We start from the raw sequence: 26,756 nt of genomic DNA, 5'->3' as shown, positions 1-26,756 counted from the left end.
CCGCGGCGCCGACAAGGTCGGGTTTTCTATGAGCGCTATTGCTGGATCAACGACAGGCTAGATGATCTCGAGGTTGGCCATCATGCCCATGTCCTCGTGTTCGGCGTTGTGGCAGTGGAAGAGGTAGCGGCCTCGGTATCCGTCGAAGCGGGTGATGATCTCCGCCGATTCGCCCGGCCGCAGCGAGATGGTGTCCTTGAGGCCCGCGTCGTGGGGCAGCGGCGGCCCGCCGCCGCGCGACAGCACCCGGAAGCCGACCAGGTGCAGGTGGACTGGGTGATGGACGTCGGCGACCAGCCGCCACACCTCCACGTCGCCGAGACCGACCGTGACGTCGGCGCGTGTCGGGTCGAACGGCAGCCCGCCGATCAGCCAGCCGTAGCCGCCGTGCATCCGCCCGGCGCGAAAGGAGAACTCGCGCACCCTGACAGCGTCCTCCCGCCGCCAGGAGGGTAGGTCGGTGGACAGGGCGCGCGGGACGCGGCTGCCGTCGGTCGCCTTGCGCGCGACGCGGAAGGCCATCACGTCGCGGGTACGTCCGGAGCCCAGCTGGTTGACCACCTTGACCAGGCTCCCGACAGGGACGCCGGAGAAGTCGACGACCACGTCGTAGCGTTCCGCGGGCGCCATCGGCAGCAGCCGGTGGGTGACGGGGGCGGCGAGCAGCCCCTGGTCGGCGCCGATCTGCACGAGATCGAGCCGGCGTCCGTCGTCGGTGACCGCTTCGAGCTCGTAGTGGCGGGCGTTGGAGGCGTTGAGGATGCGCAGCCGGTAGCGGGCCGCGTCGACCTCGTGCACGGGCCACGGGGCGCCGTTGACCAAGATCACGTCGCCGAGGACGCCTGCCAGGTACGGCTCGCGCACGCCAGGCCGCTCGCGCAGAGTGGGGTCGAGGGAGGGATAGGCGAGGCTGCCGTCGGCGGCGAACGCACGGTCGGCGATCATGAGAGGCAGTTCGCGCGGCCCTGAGGGCAGGCCGAGATCGTCCTCGGCGTCGTCGCGGATGATGTGCAGCCCGGCCAGCCCACGCCAGATCGCGGGAGCTGTGTAGTCCATCCGGTGGTCGTGGTACCACAGCAGCGTCGGCCGCTGGTCCAGCGGGAAGGTGTAGTCCCGCGTCACCTTGGTCACCACGGCCCGCGGATCCTGCATGCCTCCCTGCATGCCGTGCTCAGAGCCGTGCCCCATCTGCATGGTGGCGTCGTGCCAGCCTTCGGGCAGGACGAGGTCGGTCGGGTATCCGTCGGAGGCTGCCGGGGTCCGTCCGCCGTGCAGGTGTACGACGGTCGGCACGGGCAGGGTGTTGCGGTGTGACACGGTGATCGGCCGGCCACGGCGCGACTCGATCGTCGGCCCGGGGAAGGTGCCCTCGTACGTCCACAGCGGTGTTTTGACACCGGGCAGGATCTCCGCGCTCGCTTCGCGCTGGGTGATCTCGTAACGGTCGGTGCCGCCCGAGGTGCCGACCGGCTTCAGCACGGCGGGAATCGGCAGCGGCACCTGGAAGGGCGGCGGTAGCGGTACGGCGCTGCGCAGCTCGGCACCGGTGATCGACGGCCGGCGGGCCAGCGCGGCCGAGGCCGACAGTCCGGTGGCCGCCATCAGCCCGAGCGCCCCGCCGATGCCCAGCATCCGCCGCCTGGTCAGGCCGCGGCCCTCGTCGTGCTCACGCATCGCGGGCCTCCCGCCGCAGGAGGGGCTGGCGCCAGACGGCGATGAACTGCACAACGAGCGCGGCGACGGTCATCACGCCCAGCGGGATGTGCAGCCACAGCGCACCGTCCAAGCCGGCGAAGTACTGGACTGTCTCGGCCGCCACCACCGCCGTCGTGCCCAGGAACGGCCAGACCTGGCGCAGCCGTACCCATACCACGATCGCCGCGATCAGCTGCACATAGCCGATGGAAGTGACCACGTCGGCGCCGAGCGCGTGCCAGCGCAGGCCGTCGAAGTCGCCGGTCAGATACACCCCGGCGAACACCGGCTGGGCGACGATCGCCACCATGTGCGCGCTGACAACGGCCCGGAAAACCCACTCGGCCGGCCCTGTCCGATGCGCGGCAGCGGATCCCAGACGGCTGGTGACCATGAAGGATCCTCCTCACTCTGATCTCCGTGTACGAACGCACCCGACACTATGGCTCGTGAGTTATCTTGTCTAAGATCAATATTGCTATGGCGTTATGTATGCGGAGGCATGATGGAGCTGAACTCGCTCAAGCAGTTCCTGGTGGTGGCGCGGCTGGAGCACCTCAGCCGGGCGGCCGACGAGCTTCACATCGCCCAGCCGTCGCTGAGCCGTACCATCGCCCGGTTGGAGAGCGAGCTGGGCACACCGCTGTTCGACCGGAGCGGCCGGCTCCGGCTCAACGACGCGGGCAAGCTCTTTCGCGACCACGTCGAACGCTCCCTCGGCGAGCTCGACGCCGGACGACGCGCCGTCGCCGAGGCCACCCGCGAGGGCCTGGGCACCGTGAGACTGGCGTCGGAAACCTTCCTCACCCTCACCGGCCCACTGGCGGCCTACAAGCGAGCTCACCCCTCCGTCGAGATCGAGCTGCACTGGTCCCTGGCCGAGGACATGGGCCGCCGCCTGCGGGCCCAGGACGTCGACCTGTGTGTCGCCTCGCAGCCGATCCACGCCGAAGGCCTGGAGTCGACGCAGCTGTTCGACGACGCTGTGGGGCTGGTCGTGCCACTCGACCACCCGCTCGCGGGCCGCACGTCCGTGAGCATCGACGAACTCGCCGACCAGCCCTTCGTCACCGCCCGCACGGGACACTGGATACGCCGGCTGCTCGACCGGCTCTTCGCCGCACGAGGCCTCACACCGAAGATCGCCTGTGAAAGCGACGAGCCCAGCGCCATCGCGGACCTGATCAGCGCGGGACTCGGCATCGGTCTCGTCCCCGGCTTCGCCCGCCGCAGCGCCACGCCTGTCCCCATCCACAACCCCATCGTCTGGATCGCCGTCGACAGCCCCGACTGCCGTCGTACGGTCACCCTGCACTGGGGCGCCGACAGCCACCTGTCAACCGCCGCCCGCCTGATGCGCACCACGATCACCAGCTGGGACTGGACCAGCGGCGAGCCCCAAGAGCAACGCTGATGATCAGCTCGCGGGTGGGCGCGTCTTGGCCACCCCGGCTGGGCAGCCCATGTCAGCCTGTCGTCCACGGGCGGAGCTTGTCGGGGTTGCGTACGGCCCAGATGTGCTTGATCCGGTCGCCTGCGACCTCGAACGCGTACACCGATACAGTGACGCCGTCCTGCTGGGCGACCAGGCCGGGTTGGCCGTTGACCGTACGCTCCAGGATTGTCAGGTTGCGGAGCCTGCCCTCGAGCTGAACCAGGGAGCGCACGATCTGCTCGGCGCCTTCGATCGGGCGGAGCGCGGCGCCGATGACACCGCCGCCGTCGGCGATCGCCGTGGCGTCGGGGTCGAGGAGACCGATGAGGGTGTCGATGTCCTTGGCTTCCCAGGCCTGCTTGAAATCCCTGACGATCCCAGCCTGCCGGGATGCCGGCGTCGCGGGGGCCTGTGAGTCGCGGATGCGGCGGCGGGCCGAGGAGGCCAGCTCGCGGCATGCCGCCGGGGTGCGGCCGGTGATCTCGGCGATTTCGGCGAAGGAGTAGCGGAAGACGTCGTGCAGGATGAGCGCCACGCGCTGGGCCGGGGTCATCGATTCGAGTACCACGAGGAAGGCCATGCTGACCGACTCGTCCAGGGTGACCCGGTCGGCTGGGTCGGCCGCGGCGGTGCCCGGCCGTCCGCTGATCCACTCGGTTCGGTCGGGCAGCGGCTCGGGGATCCATTCGCCCACGTAGTGCTCGCGTCGGGCCCGCGCCGAGCCGAGCAGGTCCAGGCAGATGCGACTGGCGACCCTCGTCAGCCAGGCGCCGGGCGACTCGATGGCGTCCTGCTGCTGCCGGGACATGGCATACCAGCGGGCGTAGGTCTCCTGGACGGCGTCCTCGGCCTCTGCCAGGGAGCCGAGGAGCCTGTAGGCGAGATTGATCAGTTGACGCCGCTCGCTGATGATCGCGCTCAGGCCCGCGTCGTGGTTGGTCATGGTTCCGGGGGCTCCCTGGGTCGGATCTGTCCTCACCAGTCCGACGAGATAACGCACCACATTGTCAGGCTGCCGCGCCCCTGACATTACGGCGGCTTGTGTCGTCGTACTGCTCGGATGCGTCTATGAGGTCCGATACCTCGACACCACTCCACTGGCAGGCGCTCGCGATCCGCGCCGGGGCCCAGCAGCGGCAGGTTGAGCGCACCAGCATCAGAACAGGAGAACGATGATCAAGATCGGAATCATCCTCGGTAGCACCCGACCCGGCCGCAAGGGCGAACAGGTCGCCAAGTGGGTCGATGAGATGGCATCGCGCCGCGGAGACGCCGACTTCGAGGTGATCGACCTGCTCGACCACCCGTTGCCGCACCTGGACGAGCCGACCCCGGCGCCGGCGTCCCCGGGCCGGTATCAGCACGAGCACACCAGGGCCTGGGCGGACACCATCGCCTCGTTCGACGGGTTCGTGATGGTCACTCCCGAGTACAACCACTCCACCTCCGGAGTGCTCAAGAACGCCATCGACTACCTGTACGCGGAGTGGAACAACAAGGCGGTCGGGTTCGTCTCCTACGGCGGCGTGGGTGGCGCCCGCGCAGTTGAGCAGCTGCGGCTGATTTGCGGGGCACTGCAGATGGCCGATGTGGCCCCGCAGGTCGCCCTGCCCCTGCTGACCGAGTTCGAGAACTACGCCACTTTCAAGCCGGGCGACTACAACGTCACCGCCCTGGACACGCTGCTGGACCAGGTCGTCGCCTGGAGCACCGCCCTCGTGCCACTGCGCGCCGCGGCCTGACATCCCGGGGTGCTGTGTCGTCGTACTGGTGAGAAGCAAGATTCCACACCGAATGGAAGGGATAGGTAGCGATGCCTACGCAACGCGAGATAGACGAAGCCAAGATCCGGCAGCAGGTCGACAAGATAGTCGAAGGGCTTCGAGACAAGGATCTCGAGGGCCTGAAGCGGCTTTACGCGACGGACGTAGTGTCCTTCGACGTCGAGCCGCCGCTGCAGCATGTAGGGATAGAAGCGAAATTGAAGAACTGGGCGAACGCGTTCGCGTTCTTCCAGGATCTGACTTATGAGGTACGCGACCTGACGTTCACCGTGGGCGATGATGTGGCATTCGGGCACTGCTTCGGTCGGCTCAGCGGCACGCTGAAGAACGGTACGGCGACGAGCGGTATGTGGGTCCGGGCCACTTTCTGCTTCCGGAAGATCGACGGCAATTGGTTGATCGCGCACGACCAGGTTTCTGTGCCGCTCGATATGGCGAGCGGCAAAGGAGTGGTCGACCTCGAGCCCTGAGTGGTGCTGCCCGTTGAGCCACTGACCTGGTTTCGCAGGCCGGGGGCGCGGCGGTGCTACTGCCGGTAACGCACGAGTTGGTGGGGACCGGGGCGTTACCGGCCGAGCAGGTCCAGGCAGATGCGGCCGACGAGCCGCCCCCCGGGGAACGTGAGGTCGCCGCCTCGCCTCATGTTCCCGGGGCTGGGGCCGCTCTCACGTGAGACGCAATCGGCACTCCGGTTTCACGAGCCGGAGTCGCCCGCAACCCTGCAAGGAGAAACCTCGTGGACACAACGAACAAAGGTGGCCGCCGGGCTCTGGTGGTCGGGCTGGGCATCAGTGGGATCGCGACGGCGCTACGGCTGCGGCAGATCGGCTGGACGCCGATCATCATCGAACGGGGTGCCTACCGGAGGTCCGGCGGATACTTCATCGCACTGTTCGGCGCGGGCCGTGCCGCTGCCCAACGCCTGGGCATCCTGGACAACCTGACCGATCGAGGCCCGGACGGCGCCGCGTACGACATCGACCGCGCCGGAAGGCGCCGGCCAGGGCTGAGCTTCAAGGACTTCCCCGGACGGCCGTGGATGATGATGCGGGGAGACGTGGAGGAGGCCGGCTTCGCCGCGTTGCCGTCCGATGTCGAGATCCGCTACTCCACCGTGCCGGCCCGGATCGAGCAGGACGCCGACGGGGTGAACGTGACGCTGGCCGACACCGCCGGCGGGACCTCGGTCACCGAGCGTTTCGATCTGGTCGTCGGCGCGGACGGGCTGCGCTCCACAGTGCGGCAACTGGTGTTCGGGCCGCACGAGGATTACCTGCGCCGGATGAACTACATGGTCGTCGCCTACCAGCTGCCCGGCCCACTCCCCGGCCACGACGAGACCGATTCCGTCATCCTTGCCGAACCTCAGCGGTCGATGTGGATCTTCCCGTTCAAGGACCGTCCGCCGACCGTGATGCTGAGCTACCACACCGACGACGTGGACGCCGAGTTCACCGGGCCGATGATCGATCGGGTGCGCGAGGTGTTCGGCCCGGAGCCGACCGGCTCGGTGCTGGGGGCGGCGCTGGATGCGTTGGAGTCGGCCGACCAGGTGCTGTTCGACTCGGTCGAGCAGGTGCGCATGGACGGCTGGCATCGCGGCCGGGTGGTGCTTGTCGGTGACGCGGCTTGGTGCGTGACGCTGTATGCGGGGATGGGAGCCTCGAGCGGGATGGCCGGGGCCGATCTGCTGGGCACCATGCTGGCTCGCCACCCCCGCAACGTGACCCAGGCGCTGACCGAATGGGAGCAGCGGCTGCGCCCCTCCATCGACTACCTCCAGGGCAACGGGATGCAGATGCGCAGCCTGTTCGTCCCGGCTTCCCGCTTCGAACTCGCGCGGCGCAAGGTGATGGTGCGTATGAGCAAGATGCCGGTCACCTCCCCGCTGTTCCTCAGATGGCGGACCAAGGGCAAGGCGGCACGAATGAAGGACATGGACTTTTCCCACCCTGGCTTCGCATACCCCCAGCCCCGCTGAGCGGACTTTCCGTTGCCTCTGAAACCCGGGGAAAGGAGAGCCGGCGGGCTTGCCGCCGGCTCTCCTTGGGTTCGTCTACCACCACCACCTACGGCGGCAGCCGCAGCCGCCCCATCCGCGGCGCCAGCCCCATCCACGGCGCCAACCCCAGCGACGGCCTCTGGGCCACAACCAGTTCGGGCCCGGGCCACCGCCCCACGCAGGGAAGCCGACACGTGCCATTGATTCCCCCCATTGAGCAGACTCTCGATACGAGAGCCGTCCTATGCTGACAAACGGACAATAGCACCGAAAAGGATGGCATATTAGGACATAGCGGGACAATTGGGAAATGCTTTGTGTGGCGTTCGAGAGAAGCGTGATGGTGGCGCGTCAATCAATTGAATGCACTGCGCCTGCGAAGCCCTATGGAATCGCGTGAGACGGCACAGATCGCAGGTTGGCGTCGAGAGTCGAACGCGAGCGCGATTTGTTCAATTCTGTGAATAGAAATACACCATACAATGACGAAATCCAACGTTTCCCAATAGGTTTGGACGTCGCCTTATGACTCCAGGACGATGCCAGGTGATCAGGTCGTCAGGCGATCTTCTGCGGCGGGGTGAGCAGGCGGTCGAGCAGGATGTGGAGATACCTGCGGAAGTCGTTGCGGCCTTGCTGGTCATCGGGCTCGATGCGGTTGCCCTCGTCGTCGAGTACGTCGCCGTAGCAGAAGCCTTCGACGCACCAGATCATCGTCCAGAGGACGTACCTGAAGTCGGCAGTGTCGTCGATGTGTCCGGCATCGAGGGCGGGTTGGATGCTCTTGCGGATCTGGACGTGCAGCGGCCAGACATAGCGACGCTCAAGGTCGGTGATGTCCTGGGCGTCGGCGAGGCTGCGGTGCGCCCAGAGTGCGGGGATCTGCGGGTTGGACACGCAGAAGTCCAGATAGCTGTCGGCCAGTGCGTGGATCATCCGGGGGGCGTCGGCGGGCGACAGCGGGGCGAACTGGTTCATGACCTCCTCGATCGCGGCGCGATCGGCCTGGTGGGCACGTTCCATCACGGTGAGGTAGAGGTCTCGTTTGTGCCCCACCTGGGTGGTCACCGTGGCGACATCGAGCCCGGCGGCCTCCGCTATCTGCCGAAGAGAAGTCCCGTCATAGCCGAGGGCTGCGAACATGCGAGTCGCGATCTCTAGGAGCTTCTCTCGCTGGTCGGCAGCAAAGGTCATGAAACGGACGGTATGGATGGAACTCGGCAGGGTCAACCATTTGATGGACAAGGACAGGCCATCTGTCGGCCCGTTCGAGGAACAGAGACGCCAAGGCGCCGACTTTCCCGCCCATGACTGAGCGGGAGAGCCTGTCAACGGTCAGGTACGGCTGGCGCGCGGCACCCCGAGTCGGCCCCGATCACCGATCGGCGGCGGGGAGACTCAGGATGCGCGCGCCGCGTGAAACCGGCAGCTATGAACCGTGGACGCGGACGCCGTCCACGTAGGTGGCCAGGACGGTCGTGCCGCCCAGCTCCTCGGCGGGGACGGCGTACGGGTCGCGGTCGGTGAGCACCAGGTCGGCGAGCTTGCCCACCTCGATCGTGCCTGTGCTCGCCTCGAGGTGGTTCACCCGAGCCGTCCCGCTCGTGTACGCCGCCAGCGCGGTCGTCAGGTCGATCCGCTGGGCGGGCAGGAACGCCGGCTGCGCGGAGCCGGGGATCATCCGGTTGACCGCGACGTGGATGCCCTCGAACGGGTTGGGGCTGCTGACCGGCCAGTCGCTCCCGGCGGCCAGCGGAACCCCGGACCGGAGCAGATCGCCGAAGGGATACTGCCACCCGGCCAGCGCCGGGTCGAGGAAGGGCAGGGTCAGCTCGTCCATCTGCGGCTCGTGCGCCGCCCACAGCGGCTGCATGTTCGCCGTCACCGAGAGCTCGGCGAAGCGTGGCACGTCGTCGGGGTGGACGACCTGCAGGTGCGCGATGTGGTGCCGGTTGTCGGAAGAGCCGTTGATGGTACGCGCGGCCGCGAAGGCGTCCAGCGCCTCCCGCGCCGCCCGGTCGCCGACGGCGTGCACGTGCACCTGGAACCCGAGCGCGTCCAGTTGCGTGACGTAGCCCCGCAGCAGCGCGGGGTCGACGAAGCTCAGGCCGGTGTTGCCGCAGCCGTGCTGGTAGGGGGCGGTCATCGCGGCGGTGAAGTTCTCCGCCACGCCGTCCTGCATGATCTTGATGCTGGTGGTGCGGAACCGGCCCGTGGTGATCCGCCGCTCGATCAGCTCGGGGATCTGTTCCTCGCCGCGCTCGCGGTCCCACCACAACGCGCCCACGACCCGCCCGGTGAGCAGGCCGGATGAGGCCGCGGCCTGGTAGGCGGCCTGGATCTGCGGGTTGACCATGGCGTCCTGCCAGGCGGTCACGCCCACCGAGTGCAGCCGCCGCTGGCCCGCGGCCAGGCCCTCCAGCATCATCTCCGGCGTCGGCTCCGGCAGGTGCCGCGCGACCAGGTTGGACGCGCCCTCGTGGAGGGTGCCCTGCGGGGTGCCGTCGGATTCGCGCTCGATGCGGCCGTCGACCGGGTCCGGGGTTTCCTTGCTCACGCCGCACAGCTCCAGGGCGCGGGTGTTGACCCAGGCGCCGTGCCCGTCGCGGTTGACGAGGTGCACGGGCCGGTCGGAGACTACGGCGTCGAGCATTCCCCGGCTGGGCGTCCCGCCGGGGAACCACTCCATGGACCAGCCGCCGCCCGAGATCCACTCGGCTTCCGGGTTCGCGCGAGCGTACTCGGCGATGGCGGCCAGCGCCTCGTCGGCGTCTTCGGCGTCATGCAGGTCGCACCTGATCATGGTGAGCCCGGCGAACACCGGGTGCACGTGCGCGTCCTGGAACCCGGGGAGCAGCGCCCGCCCGGCCAGGTCGACGACCTCGGTGGCAGGCCCGATGAGCGGCTCGACGTCGGCGTTCTCACCGACCGTGACGATGCGGCCCTGCCGTACGGCTGCCGCCTGGGCGACGGTACGAGCGGCGTCGAGCGTGTGCACGGGGCCGTTGCGGAAGACCAGGTCAGCCTGCATGGGGGAGGATCTCCTCGAAGGTCCAGGGGCGGGCCCGCTCCAGCGCGGCGCCAAGGTGGAAGACGGTCGCGTCGTCGAAGGTGCGGCCGACGATCTGCACGCCGGTCGGCACGCCGCTCGCCGAGCGTCCGGAGGGCACGGCCAGCACGGGGCAGCGGCTGGCGATGTTGAAGACGGGGGTCAGCGCGTACTCCAGGTAGTGGTCGAGCTCGACGCCGTTGACGGTGAGCCGGGTGTCGATGAACTCCTCGCCCGCCGGCAGGCCAGGCGCCCCGGTGGTCGGGCAGATCAGCGCGTCGTAGCGGTCGAGCAGCTGGCCGATCGGCGCGTAGATCGCCGCCTCCAGCTCCAGCCCGGTCAGGAAGTCGCCCTGGTCACGGGTGTCCGCCACGAAGGCGCGCGCGTAGTCGGTGAGCAGCTGCTGCTCCGGGACCCGCGCGACCATCGGCCCGAAGATCGCGCCGAAGTGGATGAAGGCGGCCCGCATCACGTCCGCGCGCCGCAGCCCCACCTCGACCTCCTCGACGATCGCGCCGCACGCGCGCAGCGCGTCGGCGACGGCCGCGGTGTTGGCCGCGATCTCCGGCTCGATCTCCCAGTCGCCGAGATTGGCGGCGTAGGCGACCCGCATCCCGGCCACGTTGCCGAGCTGATGAGGCAGCTGTATGGCGGGCCGCAACGACACCACGTCCAGCGGATGAGGCCCGGCGATGACGTTCTGCAGCAGCGCGCAGTCGGCCACGGTGCGCGCCATCGGCCCGTCATGGCAGTAATGGTCCAGGTTGTAGGGCGGCATCGCGGGGACCCGGCCGTACGGCGGCTTGTACCCGACGGTCCCGGTGTTGGCCGCGGGGATCCGGATCGAGCCGCCGATGTCGGAGCCGGTGGCGAGCAAGGCCGTACCGGAGGCCAGGGACGCGCCGGCGCCGCCGGAAGAGCCGCCGGGGGAGTAGTCCAGGTTCCACGGGTTACGGGTGATCCCCCACACCTTGGACTGGGTGAAGGCCGCGCAGCAGAACTCGGGCGTGGTCGTGCGGGCGTGCACGATCCCGCCGGCGGCCTGGACCCGCTCGATCACCGGGTGGGTCACCGACGCCACCTCGTCGGCGAAGGCCAGCGAGCCGTCGCAGGCGCGCCGCCCGGCGATCGGCTGCTCGTCCTTGGTCGCCACGGGCAGCCCCTCCAGCGGGCGCGGGCTGCCGCCGGGGCCGTAGGCCTGTTCCGCCTGTTTGGCCTGGTCGAGAGCTTCCTCGAAGAAGCGCTCGCTCAGCGCGTTGACCTGTGGTTCGACGGCCTCGGCCCGTTCGATCACGGCGGTCATCAGCTCGACGGGCGACAGCTCGCGAGACCTGAAGAGCCGCAGCGCTTCGGTGGCGGGCAGGTAGTTCACAGCAGCCTCCTGGCGGCGGCGATCTGGGCGGGATCCCAGCCGGGCCGCGGCACGGAGTGCAGCAGCAGGCGGGTGTAGGGATGTTCGGGGGCGGACAGCACGCGCCGGGTGGGCCCGGCCTCGACCACCTGTCCCCGGTGGAGAACGACCACGTCGTCGGCCAGGTGCTTGACCATCGCGAGGTCGTGGCTGACGATCACGTACGCGACGCCGAGATCGCGGCGGAGCGCGGCGAGCAGGTCGAGGATCTGCGCCTGGATGGAGACGTCGAGCGCGGCGGTGGCCTCGTCCAGGATCAGCACCTTGGGCTCGGTGGCCAGCGCCCTGGCGATCGCGACCCGCTGGCGCTGCCCGCCGGACATCCGCCGCGGCAGCGCGCCTGCCTCGCGCGAGCCCAGCCCGACCAGCTCAAGCAGCTCGTCGCGCCGGGCCTCGCGCCGTTCCCTGCTGTGTGAGAAGTGCAGGCGCAGCGGCTCCTCGACGCACGCGGCGACCGTGATGCGCGGGTCGAGAGAGAGGTAGGGGTCCTGGAAGACCATCTGTATCTCCCGGGCTCTGGCCAGCCGCGCCGCCTTCCCCTTGGCCGCGGCCAGCCGGTCGCGGCCCTCGACCAGGATCCGCCCGGCGTCGGGCCGTTCCAGCCCGACCAGCATCCGCGCGGTCGTCGTCTTGCCCGAACCCGATTCGCCGACCACCGCGAGCGAGTGCCCTGCCTCGAGGCTGAAGGACACGCCGTCCACGGCCACCTGCCCGCCGAACGCCTTGCGCAGCCCGTCGGCTTCCAGCAGCTTCATCCGACCTCCTCGGCCCGCAGGCACGCCACGCTCGCGCCGTCCAGGGTTCGCAGCTCGGGTCGCTGCTCGTCGCAGCGGTCGTGCGCGTGGGCGCAGCGCTGGGCGAACGCGCACCCCGGCGGCGAGTCCGCAAGCGACAGCGGCCGCCCGGGGATGCCGTGCGGCGGAGTCTCCGACTCCAGCCGCGGCGTCGCCGCCAGCAGCCCGGCCGTGTAGGGGTGCCGGGGCCGGTGGAACAGCTCGGCCGTGGCCTGCTCCTCCACGATCCGCCCGGCGTACATCACGTAGATGCGGTCGCAGATCGCCGACGCCAGCTCCAGGTCGTGGGTGACGAACAGCATCCCCATCTCGCGTTCGGCCCGCAGCCGTGCCAGGATCGCGATCACCTCGGCCTGCGTGCTGACGTCCAGCGCGGTCGTGGGCTCATCGGCCAGCAGCAGCGGCGGCTCCGCCGCCAGCGCCCCCGCGATCATGACCCGCTGCAGCATGCCGCCGGAGAACTGGTGCGGGTAGCGCCGCAGCGCCGCCCGCGGCTCCTGGATGCCGACCGCCTCCAGCAGCTCGACCGCCCGCTCCAGCGCCATCTTGTACGGCGTGCCCCCCGCCCGCAGCCCCTCGGTGACGAAGTCTCCGATCCGCCGCACCGCGTTGATCGAGGCCCGTGGATCTTGAAAGATCATCGCCGCCCGGGTCCTGCGCAGCGCCCTGATCCGCTCGGCGGGCATGGCCAGCACGTCCTCCCCGCCGACCCGCACGCTCCCCGACGTCTCCGCGCCGCCGGGCAGCAGCCCCAGCACGGCCCGGCAGGTGACGGACTTGCCGGAGCCCGACTCGCCCACCAGCCCGACGGCTTCGCCCTGCGCGACGTGCAGGGAGACCTCGTCGAGAATCGGACGGGCGGCGTCGGGGCCGGCCAGCCGTACGCTGAGGTTCTCTATCTCGAGCAGCGCCATCAGCGCTCCCGCTTGGAGATGTGGTCGGCGAGTCCCTCGCCGACCACGCTGAAGGCGACGACGGTGAGCACGACCGCGACGCCGGGCGCCAGCGCGGGCAGCGTCGCGCCCTGAAGCAGCGCCGACGCCCCTTCGTTGATCATCGCGCCCCAGTCCGCGGTGGGCGGCTGGACGCCGAAGCCGAGGAAGGACAGGGCGGCCAGGTCCATGAGCGCGTACCCGAAGTTGATCGCGGACTGGGCGAGGACCAGCGGCGCGATGTTGGGCACCAGGTGCCTCAGGCAGATCACCCAGCCGGACCACCCCTGCACCCGGTAGGCCTGGATGTAGGGCCGGGACATCTCCGCCATGGCCACGCCGCGCACCAGGCGGCCGACGTAGGGGGCGTAGGCCAGGCTCATCGCGACGACCGGGGCCACCAGCCCGGCGCCGAACAGCGCAACCATCATGATCGCCAGCAGCAGTGCGGGGAAGGCGAAGATCAGGTCCATCGCCCGTGACAGGAATGAGTCGACGATCCCGCCGCACCACGCGGCGATCACGCCGAGCAGCATGCCCAGCACGGTGGAGACGCTCACCACCAGCAGCGGACCCAGCAGTCCGGCGCGCGCGCCGTAGATCAGCCGCGACAGGATGTCGCGGCCGGACTGGTCGGTGCCGAGCAGGTGGTCCGCGGTCGGCCCGCTGAGCGTGGCCGAGAAGTCGACCTCGAGCGGGTCGTGCGGGGAGATGACCGGCGCCAGCACCGCCGCGGCCGCCAGCACGACCAGGACGACCAGACCGGCGACGACCAGGTTGTCGGCGGGCAGCCGATATCGGCGATACAAGGGGATGGCTGTCATGAGTTTGTGCTCCTCGCGTGGGTGAGACGCGGATCGATGAACGGGTGGAGCAGGTCCACGAGGAGGTTGGCCAGCGCGAAGGCCAGCACCACGAGCAGGCTGACCGCCTGCACGACCGGGAAGTCCTTGACCGTGACAGAGCTGACCAGCAGCTGCCCCACCCCGGACAGGCCGAAGGCGGTCTCCACGATCGAGGTGGCGACCAGCAGCCCGGCGATCACGGTTCCGGTCACGGTGCTGATCGGGCCCATCGAGTTGCGCAGCACGTGCCTGCGGACCACGTCCCGCTCCCGCACGCCGCGCGAGCGGGCCACTTCGACGTGCTCGCGGGCCAGCTCCTCCAGCATCGACGAGCGCGTCACCCGGGCCAGCAGCCCGGCGAACGTCAGCGCCAGCGCGACCGCGGGGAGCGTCAGGTGGACGATCCGATCGCCGAGGCCGGTCCCGTTGCCGAAGGCCGGGAACCAGCCGAGCTGGACCGAGAACAGTGAGATCAGGCCGATCGCGGCGACGAACGACGGGGTGGCCGTCGCCACCCCGGTCCCGAGCAGCACCACCCGGTCGATCGGGCCTGGCCGCAGCGCCGCCAGAGCGCCGAGCGCCAGCCCGGCCAGCAGGATGAGCACCCCCGCGTAGGCCACCAGGGACAGCGTCGTGGGCAGCCGGGCCAGGATCAGCCCGGCCACGTCCTGCCGGAACTGCACCGATCGGCCCAGGTCGCCGGTGAACACGCCGCCGATCCACTTCACGTACTGCACGACGAACGGGTCGTCCAGGTGGTACTGCGCCCGGATGGCCGCGAGCGCCTCCGGTGAGGCTGACCGCCCCTGGATGAGGAACGACGCCGGATTGCCCGGGGCCAGGTAGATCGAGGCGAACACCGCGAACGAGGTCGCCAGCAGCGTCGCCGCCATGCCACCCAGCCGCCGCACCAGGAAGCCGAGCATCAGCCGGCCGACCCGATCATGGCCGCCCACGGGTAGACGAGCTGGGAGATGCTGGTAGGCGCGCCGGTCAGCCGCTTGTTGAGGAACATGCTGTGCGGCACCTCGTACAACGGGATCCACACCAGGTCCCTGACCGCGATCTCCTGCAGCTTGGCGACCACCGCGGCGCGCGCGGCCGGATCGGCCAGCGCGTTGGCCTCGTTGACGAGCTTGTCGTAGTCGGGGTTGGAGTAGCCGCCGTAGTTGGCGAAGTCGCCGGTCTGCAGGATGCCGTAGAACTCCAGCGGGTCCGGTGTGGAGTCGTACCAGATCGTCATGACCAGGTCGATCCCCTCACGCGCCTTCGGATCGGAGAACAGGGCGGTGTAGGCGTCCGGCGCCACCGCCTTCAGCTCGACCTTCAGCCCGATGGACTGCCCCGCGGCCTGCACCGCGTTGGCGATGACCGAGATCTCGGGCGACATCGTGCTGGTGGCCATCACGATCTTCTTGCCGGTGGCCCCGGCCTCCTGGACCAGCTTCTTGGCGCCCTCCACGTCGCGGGTCAGCGCGGGCAACTGCGCGTAGTAGCCCTTGGCCTGCTCCGGCGCGATCCCCCACGCGCCGATGGCCGCCGGAGCCTTGGCCGGTACGCCGACGCCGGTCGTGGCGGCCTTGAGGATGCCCTGCCGATCCAGCGCCATCGACAGCGCCTTGCGCACCCGCAGGTCGCCGAGCGTGCCCTTGAGATTGGTCGGGATCAGGTCCACCGCGGTGGTGTTGGGCCCGAAGTAGAGCTTGCCGCTCGGCGCTGTGGCGAGCTTGGTGAACCCGCTGGACGGCAGCAGGTAACCGCCGTCCACCTCGCCCGACAGCAGCGTGTTGACGCGCGTGGCGGGGTCGGCGATGAACACGTTCTTGACCGTCGCCGCCTTGGCGGCGAGCTTGGTGTCCCAGTAGCCGTCGAACTTCTTCAGCGTGATCGACTGCCCCTTCTCCCAGCCGCCGAAGGAGTACGGGCCGGTGCAGTTCACGCCCACGTCCGGGCTGCCGTAACCGGGCTTGCGCAGGGACGCGGCACTCTCGATGGTCCCGGCCGAGGTGCCCATCTCCTCGTTGAACAGCTGGTCGGGCTTGCGTAGGTGCACGGTTACGCGCATCGGCCCGCTCTTGTCCACGGACTTGACGTTCTGGTAGGCCGAGACCCAGTAGGAGCCGACCTTCGGATCGAGGTGCCGCCGCATGCTGGCGACCACGTCATCCGCGGTGAGCTGCGTACCGTCGTGGAAGCGCACGCCCTCACGGATCGTGTACACCCAGGTCAACGGATCGGGATTCTCGGCCTTGACCGCCAGCCCAGGCTCCATCTTCAGATCCGGCGTGACCCGCATGAGCTGCTCGCACACGTTGGCCAGCACCGTGTTCGGCGGGTAGTCGAAGGCATAGGCGTAGTCCAGGGACTGCGGCTCTGCGTACAGGGACCAGGTGACCGTGTCCACCGGGCCCTTGCCCGGAGGAGTGTCCTTGCTGATCTCGAAGGCCTTGCGGGGCACAGAAGGAGTCGTGCCGCCGCAGGCGACCGCTGCGAGCGCGGCGAGCGCCACCACGGCTCCGAACCGGGCTCTACGCATCGGACCACCTCTTTCGGGGGAAGGTTGCAGCGAGTATTCGTGAAGGAACATTCCTGCACAAGACTTTGGAGGAACGATTCTGCAATGCTTGAGCCCATGAGAGTTCGACTCGTCGACGTAGCCCGCGCGGCCGGGGTCTCCAAGACCACCGTCTCCGACGCGCTGAACGGCACCGGCCGGTTGCCCGAGGCCACCCGCGAGCACGTCAGGCAGGTGGCGCGGAGCCTGGGCTACCGGCCCAACGCCACCGCCCGGCTGTTGCGCGCCGGGCACACCCGGCTCATCGGCCTGGCCGCCAGGGAGTATGTCGCAGGTCCCTGGGTCTACACCGAGCTGGCCTACTTCGCCCAGCTGTCCACGCTGTGCTCGCGCGAGGCGCTGGCGCGCGGCTACGGCATCGTGCTGCTGCCCAACACCGGGCCCGACGACTGCTGGCTTGAGCTGCCGCTGGACGGCGTGTTCATCGTCGATCCGGTCGCCGGCGACCCGCTGGTGGGCGACTTCCTGTCGGCCGGGATCCCGGTCCTGTCCGACCGGCGGGCGATGGAGGACACCGGCGGGCCGTGGATCGACTTCGACTACGCCCTCGCCGTCCGGCAGGTCCTGGACCACCTGGAGGCGGCGGGCGCCCGGCGGGTCGCGGCCATCGCGGGGGCCACCACGGCCGCCTTCCACCAGGATTCGGCCCGCGCCTACCTCGACTGGTGCGCCGAGAGGCACAGCGAGCCCCGGCTGGTCTCGTTGGCCGAGCCTGGGCTGGAGGGCACGCTGGCGGCGGTCGACACGCTGCTGGCCGCCGACGAGCCCCCAGACGCGCTGTTCTCCCTGGTGGAGGCGAGCCCGGCGCTGCTGCTCGACGCGATCCGCAGGCGGGGCAGGTCGGTGCCCGGCGACCTGCTGCTGGTGTGCGCCACCGAGGACCCGACCGCGCCCTACACCGACCCGCCGGTCAGCACGCTCAGTTTTCTGCCGGAGGAGACCGCCCGGGTCGGCATCGAGCTGCTCGTCGACCGCATCGAGGGCCGCGGCAGCGGCGACGGGCGGCTACTGCGGGCTCGGCTCGACATCCGCGCCTCGTCGGCCCTCCTGCTTGAACCCCGAAGTGAGAGGCCGAACTCCGTCAAGCTTTGAGGCTGCCCGCCAGTGCCCGGTGATGAAGCGGAGTAGGATCAATCAACCCTCAGCAGTGGATATGAATCTGAAAAATAGACTTCCAGCCCCGGAAACCTCGCGGGTCGGCGCGTCCGCGCGCATGCTGGGGGTGGTCGCGAGGCTTCCGGTGACAACGATGTGTCGTATCTATCGGAGGGCAGACGAGCCAGGTCACTCAGTGGTCGTCTGGTCCGTAGCCGATCCCCGGTGCGGTCGGCGCGCGGAGGAGGCCGTCGGGGCCGATCGCGGGCTCACGGGTCACCGGGTTGCTGTAGATGAGGGACTCGTAGTAGGTGGTGTTGGGGATGGCCATGCACAGGTGGGCGTTGACGATGCCCGCCCCGTGCACTTCCGCCCGGAGCTGGAAACTGTCGGCGAGGTGGGCGACGCGCATGGCGCCGGTGATGCCGCCCTTGTACTGGGCACTCGTGCGGACGTATCCCGCGGTGCCCGCCATGATGAAGTCCGCGACGTTCATGTGCGCGCCGTCGGACGTCTCGGCGACCAGGAGAGGGATGGTCAGGCGTTCCGCCAGCCAGCGGTAGGCGGTCACGCTGAATTCGCGCATCGGCTCCTCGTACCAGGTGTACCCGGCCTCGGACAGAGCCTGGCCGACATAGAGGGCGTCGGCGAAGTCGAAGCCCGCCGAGCCGTCGTACATCAGGGACACCTCGTCGCCGACATGGGAGCGGAGCTTCTGGCACAGCTCGGCGTCGGCGCGCGCGTCGCCCCAGGCGTGCAGCTTGATCGCCTGGAAACCCAGGTCAAGGCACTGGTCGGCGACGTCGAGGTACTCCTCCATGGTGGCGAAGGTCACCGTACTGGCGTAGGCGGGGATGGCATCCCGGTAGGTGCCGAGCAGCTGGTGGACGGGCAGGTTCGCGGCCTTGCCCGCCAGGTCCCACAGGGCGACGTCGACCAGGCCGAGCGCGTAGATGGGCAGTTCCTCGATGCGGTCGAGTTCCCACAGGCGGTGCCAGAGGAGCTCGCGCCAGAGTGGATCGCGGCCGAGCAGGTCATCGCGGATCCGGCGTTGGACCAGGTCGGCCACGATCAATCCGCGCCTGGTACGCGCCTCGCCGGTAAGGCCGTCGTCGGTGTGGATGCGCAGGATGCCGCCGACCGCCGGCCCTTCCGAGCCTGGGAGCCCGGCCCGCCAGCGGAAGGGCGGCTGGGCGGGCAGTTCGACGAGTTCGACGGTGACATCGGTGATTCGCATGGATTCCTTCGTCTTGGGGAGCGTCAGGACGAGGCGTCGTGGTGGGGGAAGATGCGGTGGCGAATCTCCTCCTGAAACTGTCGCATCGTCATGTCGATGTGCTGGGTCATGAGCGCGACGGCACCGTCCTCGTCGCCCGAGGCGACGGCGTCGGCGATCGCCAGATGCTGTTCACCGGCCACGACGAGTGATCCGCCCACGACCCCGGCCATCCCGATGATGCTGACCTCACGCTGGAGTCGCTGCACCGATTCGATGGTCGCGGACAGGAACATGTTGGCCGCGGCGGCGGCGACGTCCCTGTGGAACTGCTCGTCGGCCCGGTTGAATGCCTCGATGTCGTCGCGTTCCGCGGCCTCCGCCGACAGCCGCGCCGCCTCACGGAGCGCTTTCACCTGCGCGGGTACGGCTCGCTGTGCCGCCAGGCGGGTGGTGGCGGACTCGATGTGCCGCCGGAACTCGAACATCTGGTCAACCTGCCCGAGGTCCGCGGGCAGGAACTGGGAAAACGACTCCCGCCAGGGGGCGTCCTCCGGCTCGGCGACGTAGATCCCCCTGCCCTTCTGCACGCTCAGCCGCTTCAGCGCGGAGAGGATCTTCACCGCCTCCCGCACGACCGTCCTGCTCATCTGTACGGCGTCAGCCAGATCCTTCTCCGTCGGCAGGCGATCTCCAGGCCGGAGCTCTGCCTGGACGATGTACTCCAGGATCCGCTCCGCGGCGATCTCGTAGCCGGGCCGGTAACCGGCCTCCGAGCTCGGCTGCTGCGGGAGCGCCGATGGTGGGTTCAATCCGCTCACAGGTTCATCCTAGTCGCAAATGTTTCGGATCTATAGGGTTGACGTGACGGGATTCACTGGCCAAGACTACGAAACATCTTACCCGTTCGCCGACAACGCGGCTCGAATCCATCAGATCAATCCTCCCGGAAGGGGACCTTGTATGCGTACAGAGCCGCGATGGCGGTCGTCGGTCGTGGTGGCGGGGCTCCTGCTCGGCGTCGCCGCCTGCGGCGGGGGAGACCCCGCTGACGGAAAGGTCGAGCTCAGCTACCGGATCTGGGACAAGAACCAGCTTCCAGCCATGCAACAGATCGTCGACAGGTTCCAGGCGGCGCACCCGAACATCCAGATCAAGATCCAGCTCACCGCGAGCCAGGAGTTCTGGACCAAGCTCCAGGCCGACGCGACCGGCGGCAGCGCACCCGACGTCTTCTGGATGAACGGCCCGCACGCCCAGCTCTACGCCTCCAACGACATGCTCCTGCCGCTGTCGGACACGATCAAGAGCGGCCAGGTGAAGCTGTCCGACTACCCCGAGGCGCTGGCCCGGATCTACAGCTACCAGGGCACGCAGTACGGCATCCCCAAGGACTTCGACACGGTCGGCCTCTGGTTCAACAAGAAGCTCTTCGACGCCGCCAAGATCAAATATCCCGACGACACATGGACCTGGGAAACAGTGGCCCAGGCCGCGCGGAAGCTGACCGACACCGCCAAGGGCGTCTACGGGATCGCGGCGCCGCCCTTCGGCCAGGAGAACTACTACGACACCATCTTCCAGGCGGGCGGGCAGGTCATCTCGCCCGACGGCAGGTCCTCGGGCTACGACCAGCCCGCCACGATCACCGGCCTGCGATTCTGGACCGACCTGATGAAGGCCGGCGTATCGCCGTCGCTGAAGTCCATGACGGACACCTATCCCACCCAGCTCTTCGAATCCGGCAAGATCGGGATGTACTACGGCGGCTCCTGGAACGCCATCACCTTCGCCCAGAACAGCGCGACCAAGAACGACGTGGACGTCACGGTCCTGCCCAAGGGCCTCAAGCGAGCCGTGGTGATCCACGGCCTGGCCAACGTCGCCTACGCCAAGACCAAGCACCCCAAGCAGGCGACCGAGTTCCTCGCCTTCCTGGGTTCGAAGCAAGCGGCCGACATCCAGGCACAGACGGGCGCCGTCATGCCCGCCTTCAACGGCACCCAGGACGCCTGGGTCAAGTCCATGCCGCAATACCGGCTGCAATCCTTCCTCGACCAGCTCGCCTACGCCGTGCCGTTCCCGACCTCGAAGAACACCGACGCCTGGCAGAGCCAGGAGGCCACGGTCCTCGGACCGGCCTGGTCGGGTGACAAGGATGTCGAGACCGCCGCCAAGGAGATGGCGGCGACGATGAACACGGCGCTGGGCAAGGAGAAGTGATGCCCCCCGGGCGGCGCGCGGAACACGCGTGGGCCTATGCCATGGTCGCCCCCATGACGATCGGGCTGTCGATCTTCTACCTGTGGCCGATCGCGCAGACCTTCTACTACAGCTTCACCGAGTCGGGCCCCTTCGGCGGGCACACCTGGATCGGAGCGGCGAACTACCGGGCGCTCGTCGACGAGCCGGCGGTGGGGCAGGCGCTGGCCAACACCCTGGTCTACACGGCCATCCAGCTCGCCGGAATCCCGCTCGCCATCCTGGTGGCCGCCCTGCTGAACAGGCGCGGGCTCCGCGGGCGCTCGGTCTACCGGACGCTGTACTTCCTGCCGGTCGTCACGATGCCGGTGGCCGTCGCGATGCTCTGGCGCTGGATGTACAACGGGGACTACGGCCTGGTGAACTACATGCTCTCCCTGGTCGGGATCCAGGGACCGCACTGGGCGGCCGACCCGTCCGTGGCGCTGTACGCCCTGGCCGCGATCGGGATCTGGATGGCCCTGGGCTACAACATGGTCATCTTCCTGGCCGGTCTGCAGGGCATCCCCGCCGAGTTCTACGAGTCCGCCGCGATCGACGGAGCGGGCCCCGTCCGGACGTTCCTGCGCCTCACCGTGCCGCTGCTGAGCCCGAGCATCTTCTTCGCGACCGTCCTCACGATGATCAACTCGCTGCAGATGTTCGACCTCGCCTACATGATGATGAGCACCCCGGGCAGCGCGGCGGGCACCGCCAATCCCGCGCTTCCCCGGGTCCGCACGATCGCCTACCTCTTCTACCAGAAGGCCTTCGTCGAGCATGATCTCGGTTTCGGGGCCGCGGTCGCCTTCGTGCTCCTCGCCTTCATCCTCGCCGCGACCGCCATCCAGTTCCGGCTCCAGCGCAGGTGGGTGCACTATGCGTGACCGGAACGCGGGCTCGGTCGCCACCCACGCCGTGCTCGCGACGGGCGCGCTGGTGATGGTCGGCCCCTTCGTCTGGCAACTGCTCACCTCCGTCAAGACGTTCAGCGAGACCACGCGGGTGCCGCTGACGCTCCTGCCTCAGCAATGGCAGTGGGGCAACTACGGGCGCGTGTTCGACGTGCTGCCCTTCCAGCAGATGCTCCTCAACACCGTCCTGATGGCCGCTGGCCGTACCCTCGCGCAGTTGGTGTTGTGCTCCCTGGCCGCCTACGCCTTCGCCCGCATGCGCTTCCGCGGCAACAGCCTGCTGTTCGGGCTGTTCCTGTCCGTGCTCATGGTGCCCAGCCAGCTCTTCCTGATCCCGCAGTACGTGATCATCCAGGACCTGGGGTGGGTCAACACCCTGCAGGGGCTGATCGTGCCAGGGATGTTCAGCGCGTTCGGCACGTTCCTGCTCCGGCAGTTCTTCCTCGCGCTGCCCCGCGACATCGAGGAGGCGGCGCGCCTGGACGGAGCCAACCCGCTGCGGGTCTACTGGCACATCGCGCTCCCTCTGGCCAGGCCCGGCCTGATCGCTCTGACGATCCTCACCGCGCTCTGGTCGTGGAACGACCTCATGTACCCGCTCGTCGTCACCACCGATCCGAGCAGCATGCCCCTCTCGGTGGGCCTGGCGACCCTCCAGGGCGAGCACTTCACCGACTACTCGATGCTGATGGCCGGATCGATCATGGCGACCGCCCCCATGATCGTCGCTTTCGTCCTGCTGCAGCGCCACTTCGTCCAGGGCATCGCCTTCACCGGCAGTAAGGGCTGACCATGCGTGATCTCAGACTCGGCGTGATCGGCCTCGGCGTGCGCGGCGAGCTCGCGAACCTGGCTCATCGTCCCGCGGCGGGTTCCCGGGTGGTGGCCTGCTGCGATCTCGACCCCAAGATGCCAGCGGACGCCCAGCAACGCTTCGGCCCTGATGTGATCGTCACGCAGGACCATCGCGAGCTCCTGAACGCCGGGCTCGACGGGGTACTGGTCCTGACCCCCGATCACACCCACGAGCCGATCGTCCTGGACTTCCTCTCCCACGAGGTCCCGGTGTTCGTGGAGAAGCCCCTCGCGATCACCACCCTCGGCTGTGATCGCATCCTCGCCGCCGCCCGGACCTCTGGCACGCGGCTGTACGTCGGGCACAACATGCGCCACCTGCCGGTCGTCAAGACCATGCGCCGCCTGATCGTCGCGGGCGTCATCGGGCAGGTCAAGGCCATCTGGTGCCGGCACTTCGTCGGCCACGGAGGCGACTTCTACTTCAAGGACTGGCACGCCGACCGGCGCAAGACCACCGGGCTGCTGCTGCAGAAGGGAGCGCACGACCTCGACGTCATCCACTGGCTCGCCGGCGGGTACTCCCGGCTGGTCACCGGCATGGGCGGGCTGGTGGTCTACGGCGACATCCAATCCCGCCGGGACCACACCGGGGAGAGGATGACCGACTGGCTGGCACCCGATCTCAACTGGCCGCCGCACCGGCAGCGTGACCTCAACCCGGTCGTGGACGTCGAGGACCTCAGCATGATGCAGATGCGGCTGGACAACGGCGTGCTCGCCAGCTACCAGCAATGCCACTTCACCCCCGACTACTGGCGCAACTACACGATCATCGGCTCCGAAGGGCGCATGGAGAACTTCGGCGATGCCGACGACGCGACCGTCAAGGTCTGGAACCGCCGCTCCGACTACAGCCCGGACGCCGACGAGGTCATCCACGTCCCGGCGTCATCGGGTTCGCACGGTGGAGCGGACCCGCGGCTGATCGATGAGTTCCTGGACTTCGTACGGCATGGCGGCACCACCATCACGTCCCCCGTCGCCGCCCGCGAGGCGGTCGCCGCGGGATACGCGGCCACCCGGTCGCTACGCAGCGGCAGCCGCCCCGTCGCCGTCGCTCCCCCCGACCCAGCACTCGTCACCTACTTCGAGACCGGCCAACTCTGAGGAGGCCCCCCATGGACAGACGCACCTTCCTCACCGCCGGCGCGGTCAGCTCGCTCACCGCGCTGACCGCTCCGAGCATCCCCGCCCATGCTGCCACCACCGATCCACTCAAGATCACCGCGGGATTCCTGTCCATGGGCCTGAGCGCGACAGGCACCGTGACCAGCCTCGTGGACCTGCGCGACGGCACCGACCACCTGGCCGCGGGCAAGTCCGTACCGCTGGTCAGCGTGGTCGTCGACGGGCAGCACGAGGTGCCCACCGCACTGCGGACCGCGCCCGGGGTCCTGGTGTTCTCCAGCGGCAAGGTGACGATCGAGGTGAAGGTCGTCACGCATCCCACCTACACCACCTTCGAGGTCACCAAGCTCACCGCCGCCACGGGCGCGGACGTGCAGACACTGCTGTGGGGTCCGCTGCCGACCAACGTCACCGAGACGATCGGCCAGACCGTCGGCGTCATCAGGAACGACACCTTCGCCTTCGGGATGCGCCCGGTCAACGACAAGACGGTGGGCGGCTGGCCGAACGAGCACCTCGCCTACGGCTTCGGCCCCGACATCGTCTGGAATCCCTACGGCCTGCAGACCGGCGACGACCAGGAGTGGCTCAGGAACAACGTCGCCGCCAAGACCGGCTGGGGCAGCGTGTTACGCGCCTACACCTACGACTACAGCAGGACCCGGATCCGCCGGCGGACCTCCGGCTACCAGGTTGCGCTCGAGCCGGTACCCGCACAGGAAGGCCAGATCGTCGGATCCAAGATCGCGCTGTTCGGCAGCGCGCCCGACCTCGCGCTCAGCGTGATCGGCCTGATCGCAGGAGGCGAAGGCCTGCCGTACCCCACTCTCGACGGCCAGTGGCAGAAAGCCGCGCAAGCCGCCTCGCAGTCGTTCTTCGTGCTCTTCGACCTCAACACGGAAACGGCCGCCACCGCGAGCCGCTACGCCAAGCAGGCCGGCATCGGGACCATCTACGCCATCGCCGGCGACGGCCCCTGGAAGTCGCACGGCCACTACGAGTTCAACGCCGCCTTCGGCGGATCAGACACGGCCGCGGCGAAACTGGTGGCCACCGCACGCGAGAACGGAGCGGAGGTGGGCGTGCACACCCTGTCCGACTTCATCGACACCTCCGACCCCTACATCACTCCACCGCCGGCCGACGAGCGGCTGGCCGTGGGCGTCCCCGTCAAGCTGACCCGGCCCGCGACCGCCTCGGACACCACGCTCTACGTGGACGCGAACGAACCACTCGGCGAGGGCGTCGCGGGCAAGAGGCTCCGTATCGGCGACGAGTTCGTCACCTACTCCGGCATCACTACGGCCGGCGGGCAAGAATGGCAGGTCACCGGTGTCCAGCGGGCCCAGTGGGGCTCCTCTGCCCAGGACCATCCCACCGGGACCCGCGCCACGCGCATCATCCAGAACGGGTACGGCGGAGCCATCGGCGGCCTGCCCATCATCGACGAGATCGCCACGCGCCTGGCCACCGCCTACAACGCCACCGGCATCACGTCCACCTCCTACGACGGGCTGGAGTCCGCGGCCGAGAGCGGCTGGGGAGGCTATGGCTTCGCACGTCTGGTCAACGGCGTCTACCGGCGCCTCAAGTCCGTCGACGGCTTCATCACCGAAGCCAGCAACCTGTGCTCCAACACCTGGGACGCGCAGTCGCGGGTCAGCTGGGGGGAGATCGGCGTCACCGACTACGCCCAGATCAAGCGGAGCAACACCTTCTACCGCGCCAACTACCTTCCAGGAATGATGGGCTGGCTGGGAGTCTCGGGATCGGACAGCCTGCTGAAAGTCGAGGCGACCATGGCGCGCGCCGCCTCCCTCGACGCGGGCATCGGCTTCGAGACCACGGTGCGGAGCTTCGAGACCGGATCCAACGCGGCCGCCGTCCTCGACGCCGTCAGGACCTGGGAATCCGCGCGCCGCGCCGGCGCCTTCACCGCGGCCCAGAAGACACTGCTCGGCGACCCCGCCACCAACTGGCATCTCACCGTCGTCACCCCCGACCGGACATGGTCACTCCAGCAACTCGACGCCGAGGGCAAGCCCGTCGGAGCGCCACAGACCGTCGAGGCCCCTGAGCCCGGCTTCTCCAACCCGCAGCCGCCCGAGGCTCGAATAGGCAAGCTCTACGAATTCAAGATCACATCAAGGTCGCCGCTCACCACCCGTTACGACATCACCTCAGGAACGCTCCCGGCCGGCCTCACCTTGCACAGGGACACCGGCGCCGTCACCGGCGTCCCCACCAAGCCCGGCGCGAGAAGGTTCACGATCACCGCCCGCGGCGGGACCGACGCGTCCATCACCTACACGCTGAAGGTGACCGTCTAGACCTCCAGCGTCAGAGGGCGGCGGCTACGGCTGCGGCGATGAACAGGATCTGGAGGGCCGTCCGCTGGGGGAGTGGGGTGACCGGGCGGCCGCCGAGGGTGAGGCCGCGGCGGGCGGCCGAGACGTTCGCGGGGAACAGGGCGAGCATCATGAGCGCCAGGCAGATCGCCGCGACCGGCGCCAGGGGCGGGATCAGCAGGCCCGTGGCGCCCGCCAGCTCCAGCACCCCGGTGATCAGCACAAGCAGCTCGGGGCGCGGGAACGCCGGCGGGATCATCGCGGCCATGTCCCGCCGCCACCGGGGCAGGAAGTGCGGAACCCCCGTGGTGACGAACATCAGCGCCAGCCCCCCGCGCAATGCCGGCTGCCAGCCGTCAAGCGCCTCGACCCCCGCCACCCCGACGAGCCGCAGCGCGATGAAACCACCGATGAGAGCGATGAGCGGAACCATT

General features: G+C 68.9%; 24 protein-coding genes. 10 read left to right on the top strand and 14 right to left on the bottom strand.

The genetic code is table 11. From position 1 onward, the window contains the following. Window positions 1-57: 57 nt before the first annotated feature. The gene (locus ACIBHX_RS15245) at window positions 58-1,674 is read right to left on the bottom strand and encodes a multicopper oxidase family protein (RefSeq protein WP_397067673.1); all 1,617 of its coding nucleotides are present in this window, start codon (window positions 1,672-1,674) and stop codon (window positions 58-60) included. Continuing rightward, a complete protein-coding gene (locus ACIBHX_RS15240) occupies window positions 1,667-2,089 on the bottom strand; it encodes a hypothetical protein (RefSeq protein ID WP_397067672.1) in 423 nt (140 codons plus the stop codon). Before ACIBHX_RS15240 ends, ACIBHX_RS15245 begins: the two co-directional genes overlap by 8 nt. A 108-nt stretch (window positions 2,090-2,197) precedes the next feature. Between ACIBHX_RS15240 and ACIBHX_RS15235 the strand changes: the two genes are divergently transcribed. Further along, window positions 2,198-3,109: a LysR family transcriptional regulator gene (locus ACIBHX_RS15235; protein WP_397067671.1), complete on the top strand. Its 912-nt coding sequence runs from the start codon at window positions 2,198-2,200 to the stop codon at window positions 3,107-3,109. Window positions 3,110-3,161: 52 nt separating this feature from the next. Here the strand turns inward: ACIBHX_RS15235 and sigJ are convergent, their stop codons facing one another. Further along, a complete protein-coding gene (sigJ, locus tag ACIBHX_RS15230; RefSeq protein WP_397067670.1) occupies window positions 3,162-4,073 on the bottom strand; it encodes an RNA polymerase sigma factor SigJ in 912 nt (303 codons plus the stop codon). Between the two features lie 229 nt (window positions 4,074-4,302). On the opposite strand from sigJ, the gene ACIBHX_RS15225 reads away from it, so the two are divergent. From ACIBHX_RS15225 to ACIBHX_RS15215, 3 genes are all read left to right on the top strand, one after another. Then, window positions 4,303-4,872, top strand: a complete 570-nt coding sequence (locus ACIBHX_RS15225) for an NADPH-dependent FMN reductase (RefSeq protein WP_397067669.1) — start codon at window positions 4,303-4,305, stop codon at window positions 4,870-4,872. A gap of 71 nt (window positions 4,873-4,943) precedes the next feature. Continuing rightward, the gene (locus ACIBHX_RS15220; protein WP_397067668.1) at window positions 4,944-5,384 is read left to right on the top strand and encodes a YybH family protein; all 441 of its coding nucleotides are present in this window, start codon (window positions 4,944-4,946) and stop codon (window positions 5,382-5,384) included. A 266-nt stretch (window positions 5,385-5,650) separates the two neighbouring features. After that, a complete protein-coding gene (locus ACIBHX_RS15215; RefSeq protein ID WP_397067667.1) occupies window positions 5,651-6,895 on the top strand; it encodes an FAD-dependent monooxygenase in 1,245 nt (414 codons plus the stop codon). 579 nt (window positions 6,896-7,474) lie between these two features. On the opposite strand, the gene ACIBHX_RS15210 is transcribed toward ACIBHX_RS15215, so the two are convergent. The 8 genes from ACIBHX_RS15210 to ACIBHX_RS15175 form a co-directional block, all read right to left on the bottom strand. Then, window positions 7,475-8,110 (bottom strand): TetR/AcrR family transcriptional regulator, encoded by a 636-nt coding sequence (locus ACIBHX_RS15210; protein ID WP_397067666.1) that lies wholly within the window; start codon window positions 8,108-8,110, stop codon window positions 7,475-7,477. A 235-nt stretch (window positions 8,111-8,345) separates the two neighbouring features. Then, the gene (locus tag ACIBHX_RS15205) at window positions 8,346-9,947 is read right to left on the bottom strand and encodes an amidohydrolase (protein ID WP_397067665.1); all 1,602 of its coding nucleotides are present in this window, start codon (window positions 9,945-9,947) and stop codon (window positions 8,346-8,348) included. Next, window positions 9,937-11,337, bottom strand: coding sequence for an amidase (locus ACIBHX_RS15200; RefSeq protein ID WP_397067664.1), 1,401 nt, complete (start codon window positions 11,335-11,337; stop codon window positions 9,937-9,939). The genes ACIBHX_RS15205 and ACIBHX_RS15200 overlap by 11 nt, the downstream gene beginning before the upstream one ends. Continuing rightward, the gene (locus ACIBHX_RS15195; RefSeq protein WP_397067663.1) at window positions 11,334-12,131 is read right to left on the bottom strand and encodes an ABC transporter ATP-binding protein; all 798 of its coding nucleotides are present in this window, start codon (window positions 12,129-12,131) and stop codon (window positions 11,334-11,336) included. Before ACIBHX_RS15195 ends, ACIBHX_RS15200 begins: the two co-directional genes overlap by 4 nt. Then, window positions 12,128-13,084 (bottom strand): ABC transporter ATP-binding protein, encoded by a 957-nt coding sequence (locus ACIBHX_RS15190; RefSeq protein ID WP_397067662.1) that lies wholly within the window; start codon window positions 13,082-13,084, stop codon window positions 12,128-12,130. The genes ACIBHX_RS15195 and ACIBHX_RS15190 overlap by 4 nt, the downstream gene beginning before the upstream one ends. After that, a complete protein-coding gene (locus ACIBHX_RS15185) occupies window positions 13,084-13,926 on the bottom strand; it encodes an ABC transporter permease (RefSeq protein WP_397067661.1) in 843 nt (280 codons plus the stop codon). Before ACIBHX_RS15185 ends, ACIBHX_RS15190 begins: the two co-directional genes overlap by 1 nt. Next, on the bottom strand, window positions 13,923-14,903 hold the full coding sequence (locus ACIBHX_RS15180) for an ABC transporter permease (protein WP_397067660.1): 981 nt from the start codon (window positions 14,901-14,903) through the stop codon (window positions 13,923-13,925). Before ACIBHX_RS15180 ends, ACIBHX_RS15185 begins: the two co-directional genes overlap by 4 nt. Continuing rightward, window positions 14,873-16,483, bottom strand: coding sequence for an ABC transporter substrate-binding protein (locus tag ACIBHX_RS15175; RefSeq protein WP_397067659.1), 1,611 nt, complete (start codon window positions 16,481-16,483; stop codon window positions 14,873-14,875). Before ACIBHX_RS15175 ends, ACIBHX_RS15180 begins: the two co-directional genes overlap by 31 nt. Before the next feature lie 96 nt (window positions 16,484-16,579). Between ACIBHX_RS15175 and ACIBHX_RS15170 the strand changes: the two genes are divergently transcribed. Next, a complete protein-coding gene (locus ACIBHX_RS15170; RefSeq protein ID WP_397067658.1) occupies window positions 16,580-17,614 on the top strand; it encodes a LacI family DNA-binding transcriptional regulator in 1,035 nt (344 codons plus the stop codon). 196 nt (window positions 17,615-17,810) lie between these two features. Here ACIBHX_RS15170 and ACIBHX_RS15165 read toward each other — a convergent pair whose 3' ends face one another. After that, window positions 17,811-18,854: an enolase C-terminal domain-like protein gene (locus ACIBHX_RS15165; RefSeq protein ID WP_397067657.1), complete on the bottom strand. Its 1,044-nt coding sequence runs from the start codon at window positions 18,852-18,854 to the stop codon at window positions 17,811-17,813. Window positions 18,855-18,877: 23 nt separating this feature from the next. Further along, window positions 18,878-19,654 (bottom strand): FadR/GntR family transcriptional regulator, encoded by a 777-nt coding sequence (locus ACIBHX_RS15160; protein WP_397067656.1) that lies wholly within the window; start codon window positions 19,652-19,654, stop codon window positions 18,878-18,880. Between the two features lie 142 nt (window positions 19,655-19,796). Here ACIBHX_RS15160 and ACIBHX_RS15155 point away from each other — a divergent pair, with 142 nt between their 5' ends. From ACIBHX_RS15155 to ACIBHX_RS15135, 5 genes are read left to right on the top strand one after another with little or no spacing between them, the layout of a single operon-like run. Beyond that, the gene (locus ACIBHX_RS15155) at window positions 19,797-21,056 is read left to right on the top strand and encodes an ABC transporter substrate-binding protein (protein WP_397067655.1); all 1,260 of its coding nucleotides are present in this window, start codon (window positions 19,797-19,799) and stop codon (window positions 21,054-21,056) included. After that, window positions 21,056-21,961 (top strand): carbohydrate ABC transporter permease, encoded by a 906-nt coding sequence (locus ACIBHX_RS15150; protein WP_397067654.1) that lies wholly within the window; start codon window positions 21,056-21,058, stop codon window positions 21,959-21,961. The genes ACIBHX_RS15155 and ACIBHX_RS15150 overlap by 1 nt, the downstream gene beginning before the upstream one ends. After that, window positions 21,954-22,778, top strand: a complete 825-nt coding sequence (locus tag ACIBHX_RS15145; RefSeq protein WP_397067653.1) for a carbohydrate ABC transporter permease — start codon at window positions 21,954-21,956, stop codon at window positions 22,776-22,778. Before ACIBHX_RS15150 ends, ACIBHX_RS15145 begins: the two co-directional genes overlap by 8 nt. Window positions 22,779-22,780: 2 nt before the next feature. Continuing rightward, window positions 22,781-23,953, top strand: coding sequence for a Gfo/Idh/MocA family protein (locus ACIBHX_RS15140; protein WP_397067652.1), 1,173 nt, complete (start codon window positions 22,781-22,783; stop codon window positions 23,951-23,953). 11 nt (window positions 23,954-23,964) lie between these two features. Beyond that, window positions 23,965-26,304, top strand: coding sequence for an Ig domain-containing protein (locus ACIBHX_RS15135; RefSeq protein ID WP_397067651.1), 2,340 nt, complete (start codon window positions 23,965-23,967; stop codon window positions 26,302-26,304). Window positions 26,305-26,314: 10 nt separating this feature from the next. Here the strand turns inward: ACIBHX_RS15135 and ACIBHX_RS15130 are convergent, their stop codons facing one another. After that, window positions 26,315-26,755 (bottom strand): DoxX family protein, encoded by a 441-nt coding sequence (locus ACIBHX_RS15130; RefSeq protein ID WP_397067650.1) that lies wholly within the window; start codon window positions 26,753-26,755, stop codon window positions 26,315-26,317. Window position 26,756 lies beyond the last annotated feature (1 nt).

It is taken from the genome of Nonomuraea sp. NPDC050536 (assembly GCF_044457685.1).
GTDB lineage: Bacteria > Actinomycetota > Actinomycetes > Streptosporangiales > Streptosporangiaceae > Nonomuraea.
This window is presented reverse-complemented; position numbering and strand designations above follow the sequence as displayed.

Bases quoted from the DNA above. Each gene is read 5' to 3' on its own strand.
- ACIBHX_RS15140 (WP_397067652.1), top strand. From the start codon at position 22,781: ATGCGTGATCTCAGACTCGGCGTGATCGGCCTCGGCGTGCGCGGCGAG.
- ACIBHX_RS15195 (WP_397067663.1), bottom strand. From the start codon at position 12,131: ATGAAGCTGCTGGAAGCCGACGGGCTGCGCAAGGCGTTCGGCGGGCAG.
- ACIBHX_RS15205 (WP_397067665.1), bottom strand. From the start codon at position 9,947: ATGCAGGCTGACCTGGTCTTCCGCAACGGCCCCGTGCACACGCTCGAC.
- ACIBHX_RS15225 (WP_397067669.1), top strand. From the start codon at position 4,303: ATGATCAAGATCGGAATCATCCTCGGTAGCACCCGACCCGGCCGCAAG.
- ACIBHX_RS15185 (WP_397067661.1), bottom strand. From the start codon at position 13,926: ATGACAGCCATCCCCTTGTATCGCCGATATCGGCTGCCCGCCGACAAC.
- ACIBHX_RS15155 (WP_397067655.1), top strand. From the start codon at position 19,797: ATGCGTACAGAGCCGCGATGGCGGTCGTCGGTCGTGGTGGCGGGGCTC.
- sigJ (WP_397067670.1), bottom strand. From the start codon at position 4,073: ATGACCAACCACGACGCGGGCCTGAGCGCGATCATCAGCGAGCGGCGT.
- ACIBHX_RS15220 (WP_397067668.1), top strand. From the start codon at position 4,944: ATGCCTACGCAACGCGAGATAGACGAAGCCAAGATCCGGCAGCAGGTC.
- ACIBHX_RS15175 (WP_397067659.1), bottom strand. From the start codon at position 16,483: ATGCGTAGAGCCCGGTTCGGAGCCGTGGTGGCGCTCGCCGCGCTCGCA.
- ACIBHX_RS15165 (WP_397067657.1), bottom strand. From the start codon at position 18,854: ATGCGAATCACCGATGTCACCGTCGAACTCGTCGAACTGCCCGCCCAG.
- ACIBHX_RS15130 (WP_397067650.1), bottom strand. From the start codon at position 26,755: ATGGTTCCGCTCATCGCTCTCATCGGTGGTTTCATCGCGCTGCGGCTC.
- ACIBHX_RS15170 (WP_397067658.1), top strand. From the start codon at position 16,580: ATGAGAGTTCGACTCGTCGACGTAGCCCGCGCGGCCGGGGTCTCCAAG.
- ACIBHX_RS15145 (WP_397067653.1), top strand. From the start codon at position 21,954: ATGCGTGACCGGAACGCGGGCTCGGTCGCCACCCACGCCGTGCTCGCG.
- ACIBHX_RS15135 (WP_397067651.1), top strand. From the start codon at position 23,965: ATGGACAGACGCACCTTCCTCACCGCCGGCGCGGTCAGCTCGCTCACC.
- ACIBHX_RS15235 (WP_397067671.1), top strand. From the start codon at position 2,198: ATGATGGAGCTGAACTCGCTCAAGCAGTTCCTGGTGGTGGCGCGGCTG.
- ACIBHX_RS15245 (WP_397067673.1), bottom strand. From the start codon at position 1,674: ATGCGTGAGCACGACGAGGGCCGCGGCCTGACCAGGCGGCGGATGCTG.
- ACIBHX_RS15150 (WP_397067654.1), top strand. From the start codon at position 21,056: ATGCCCCCCGGGCGGCGCGCGGAACACGCGTGGGCCTATGCCATGGTC.
- ACIBHX_RS15210 (WP_397067666.1), bottom strand. From the start codon at position 8,110: ATGACCTTTGCTGCCGACCAGCGAGAGAAGCTCCTAGAGATCGCGACT.
- ACIBHX_RS15240 (WP_397067672.1), bottom strand. From the start codon at position 2,089: ATGGTCACCAGCCGTCTGGGATCCGCTGCCGCGCATCGGACAGGGCCG.
- ACIBHX_RS15190 (WP_397067662.1), bottom strand. From the start codon at position 13,084: ATGGCGCTGCTCGAGATAGAGAACCTCAGCGTACGGCTGGCCGGCCCC.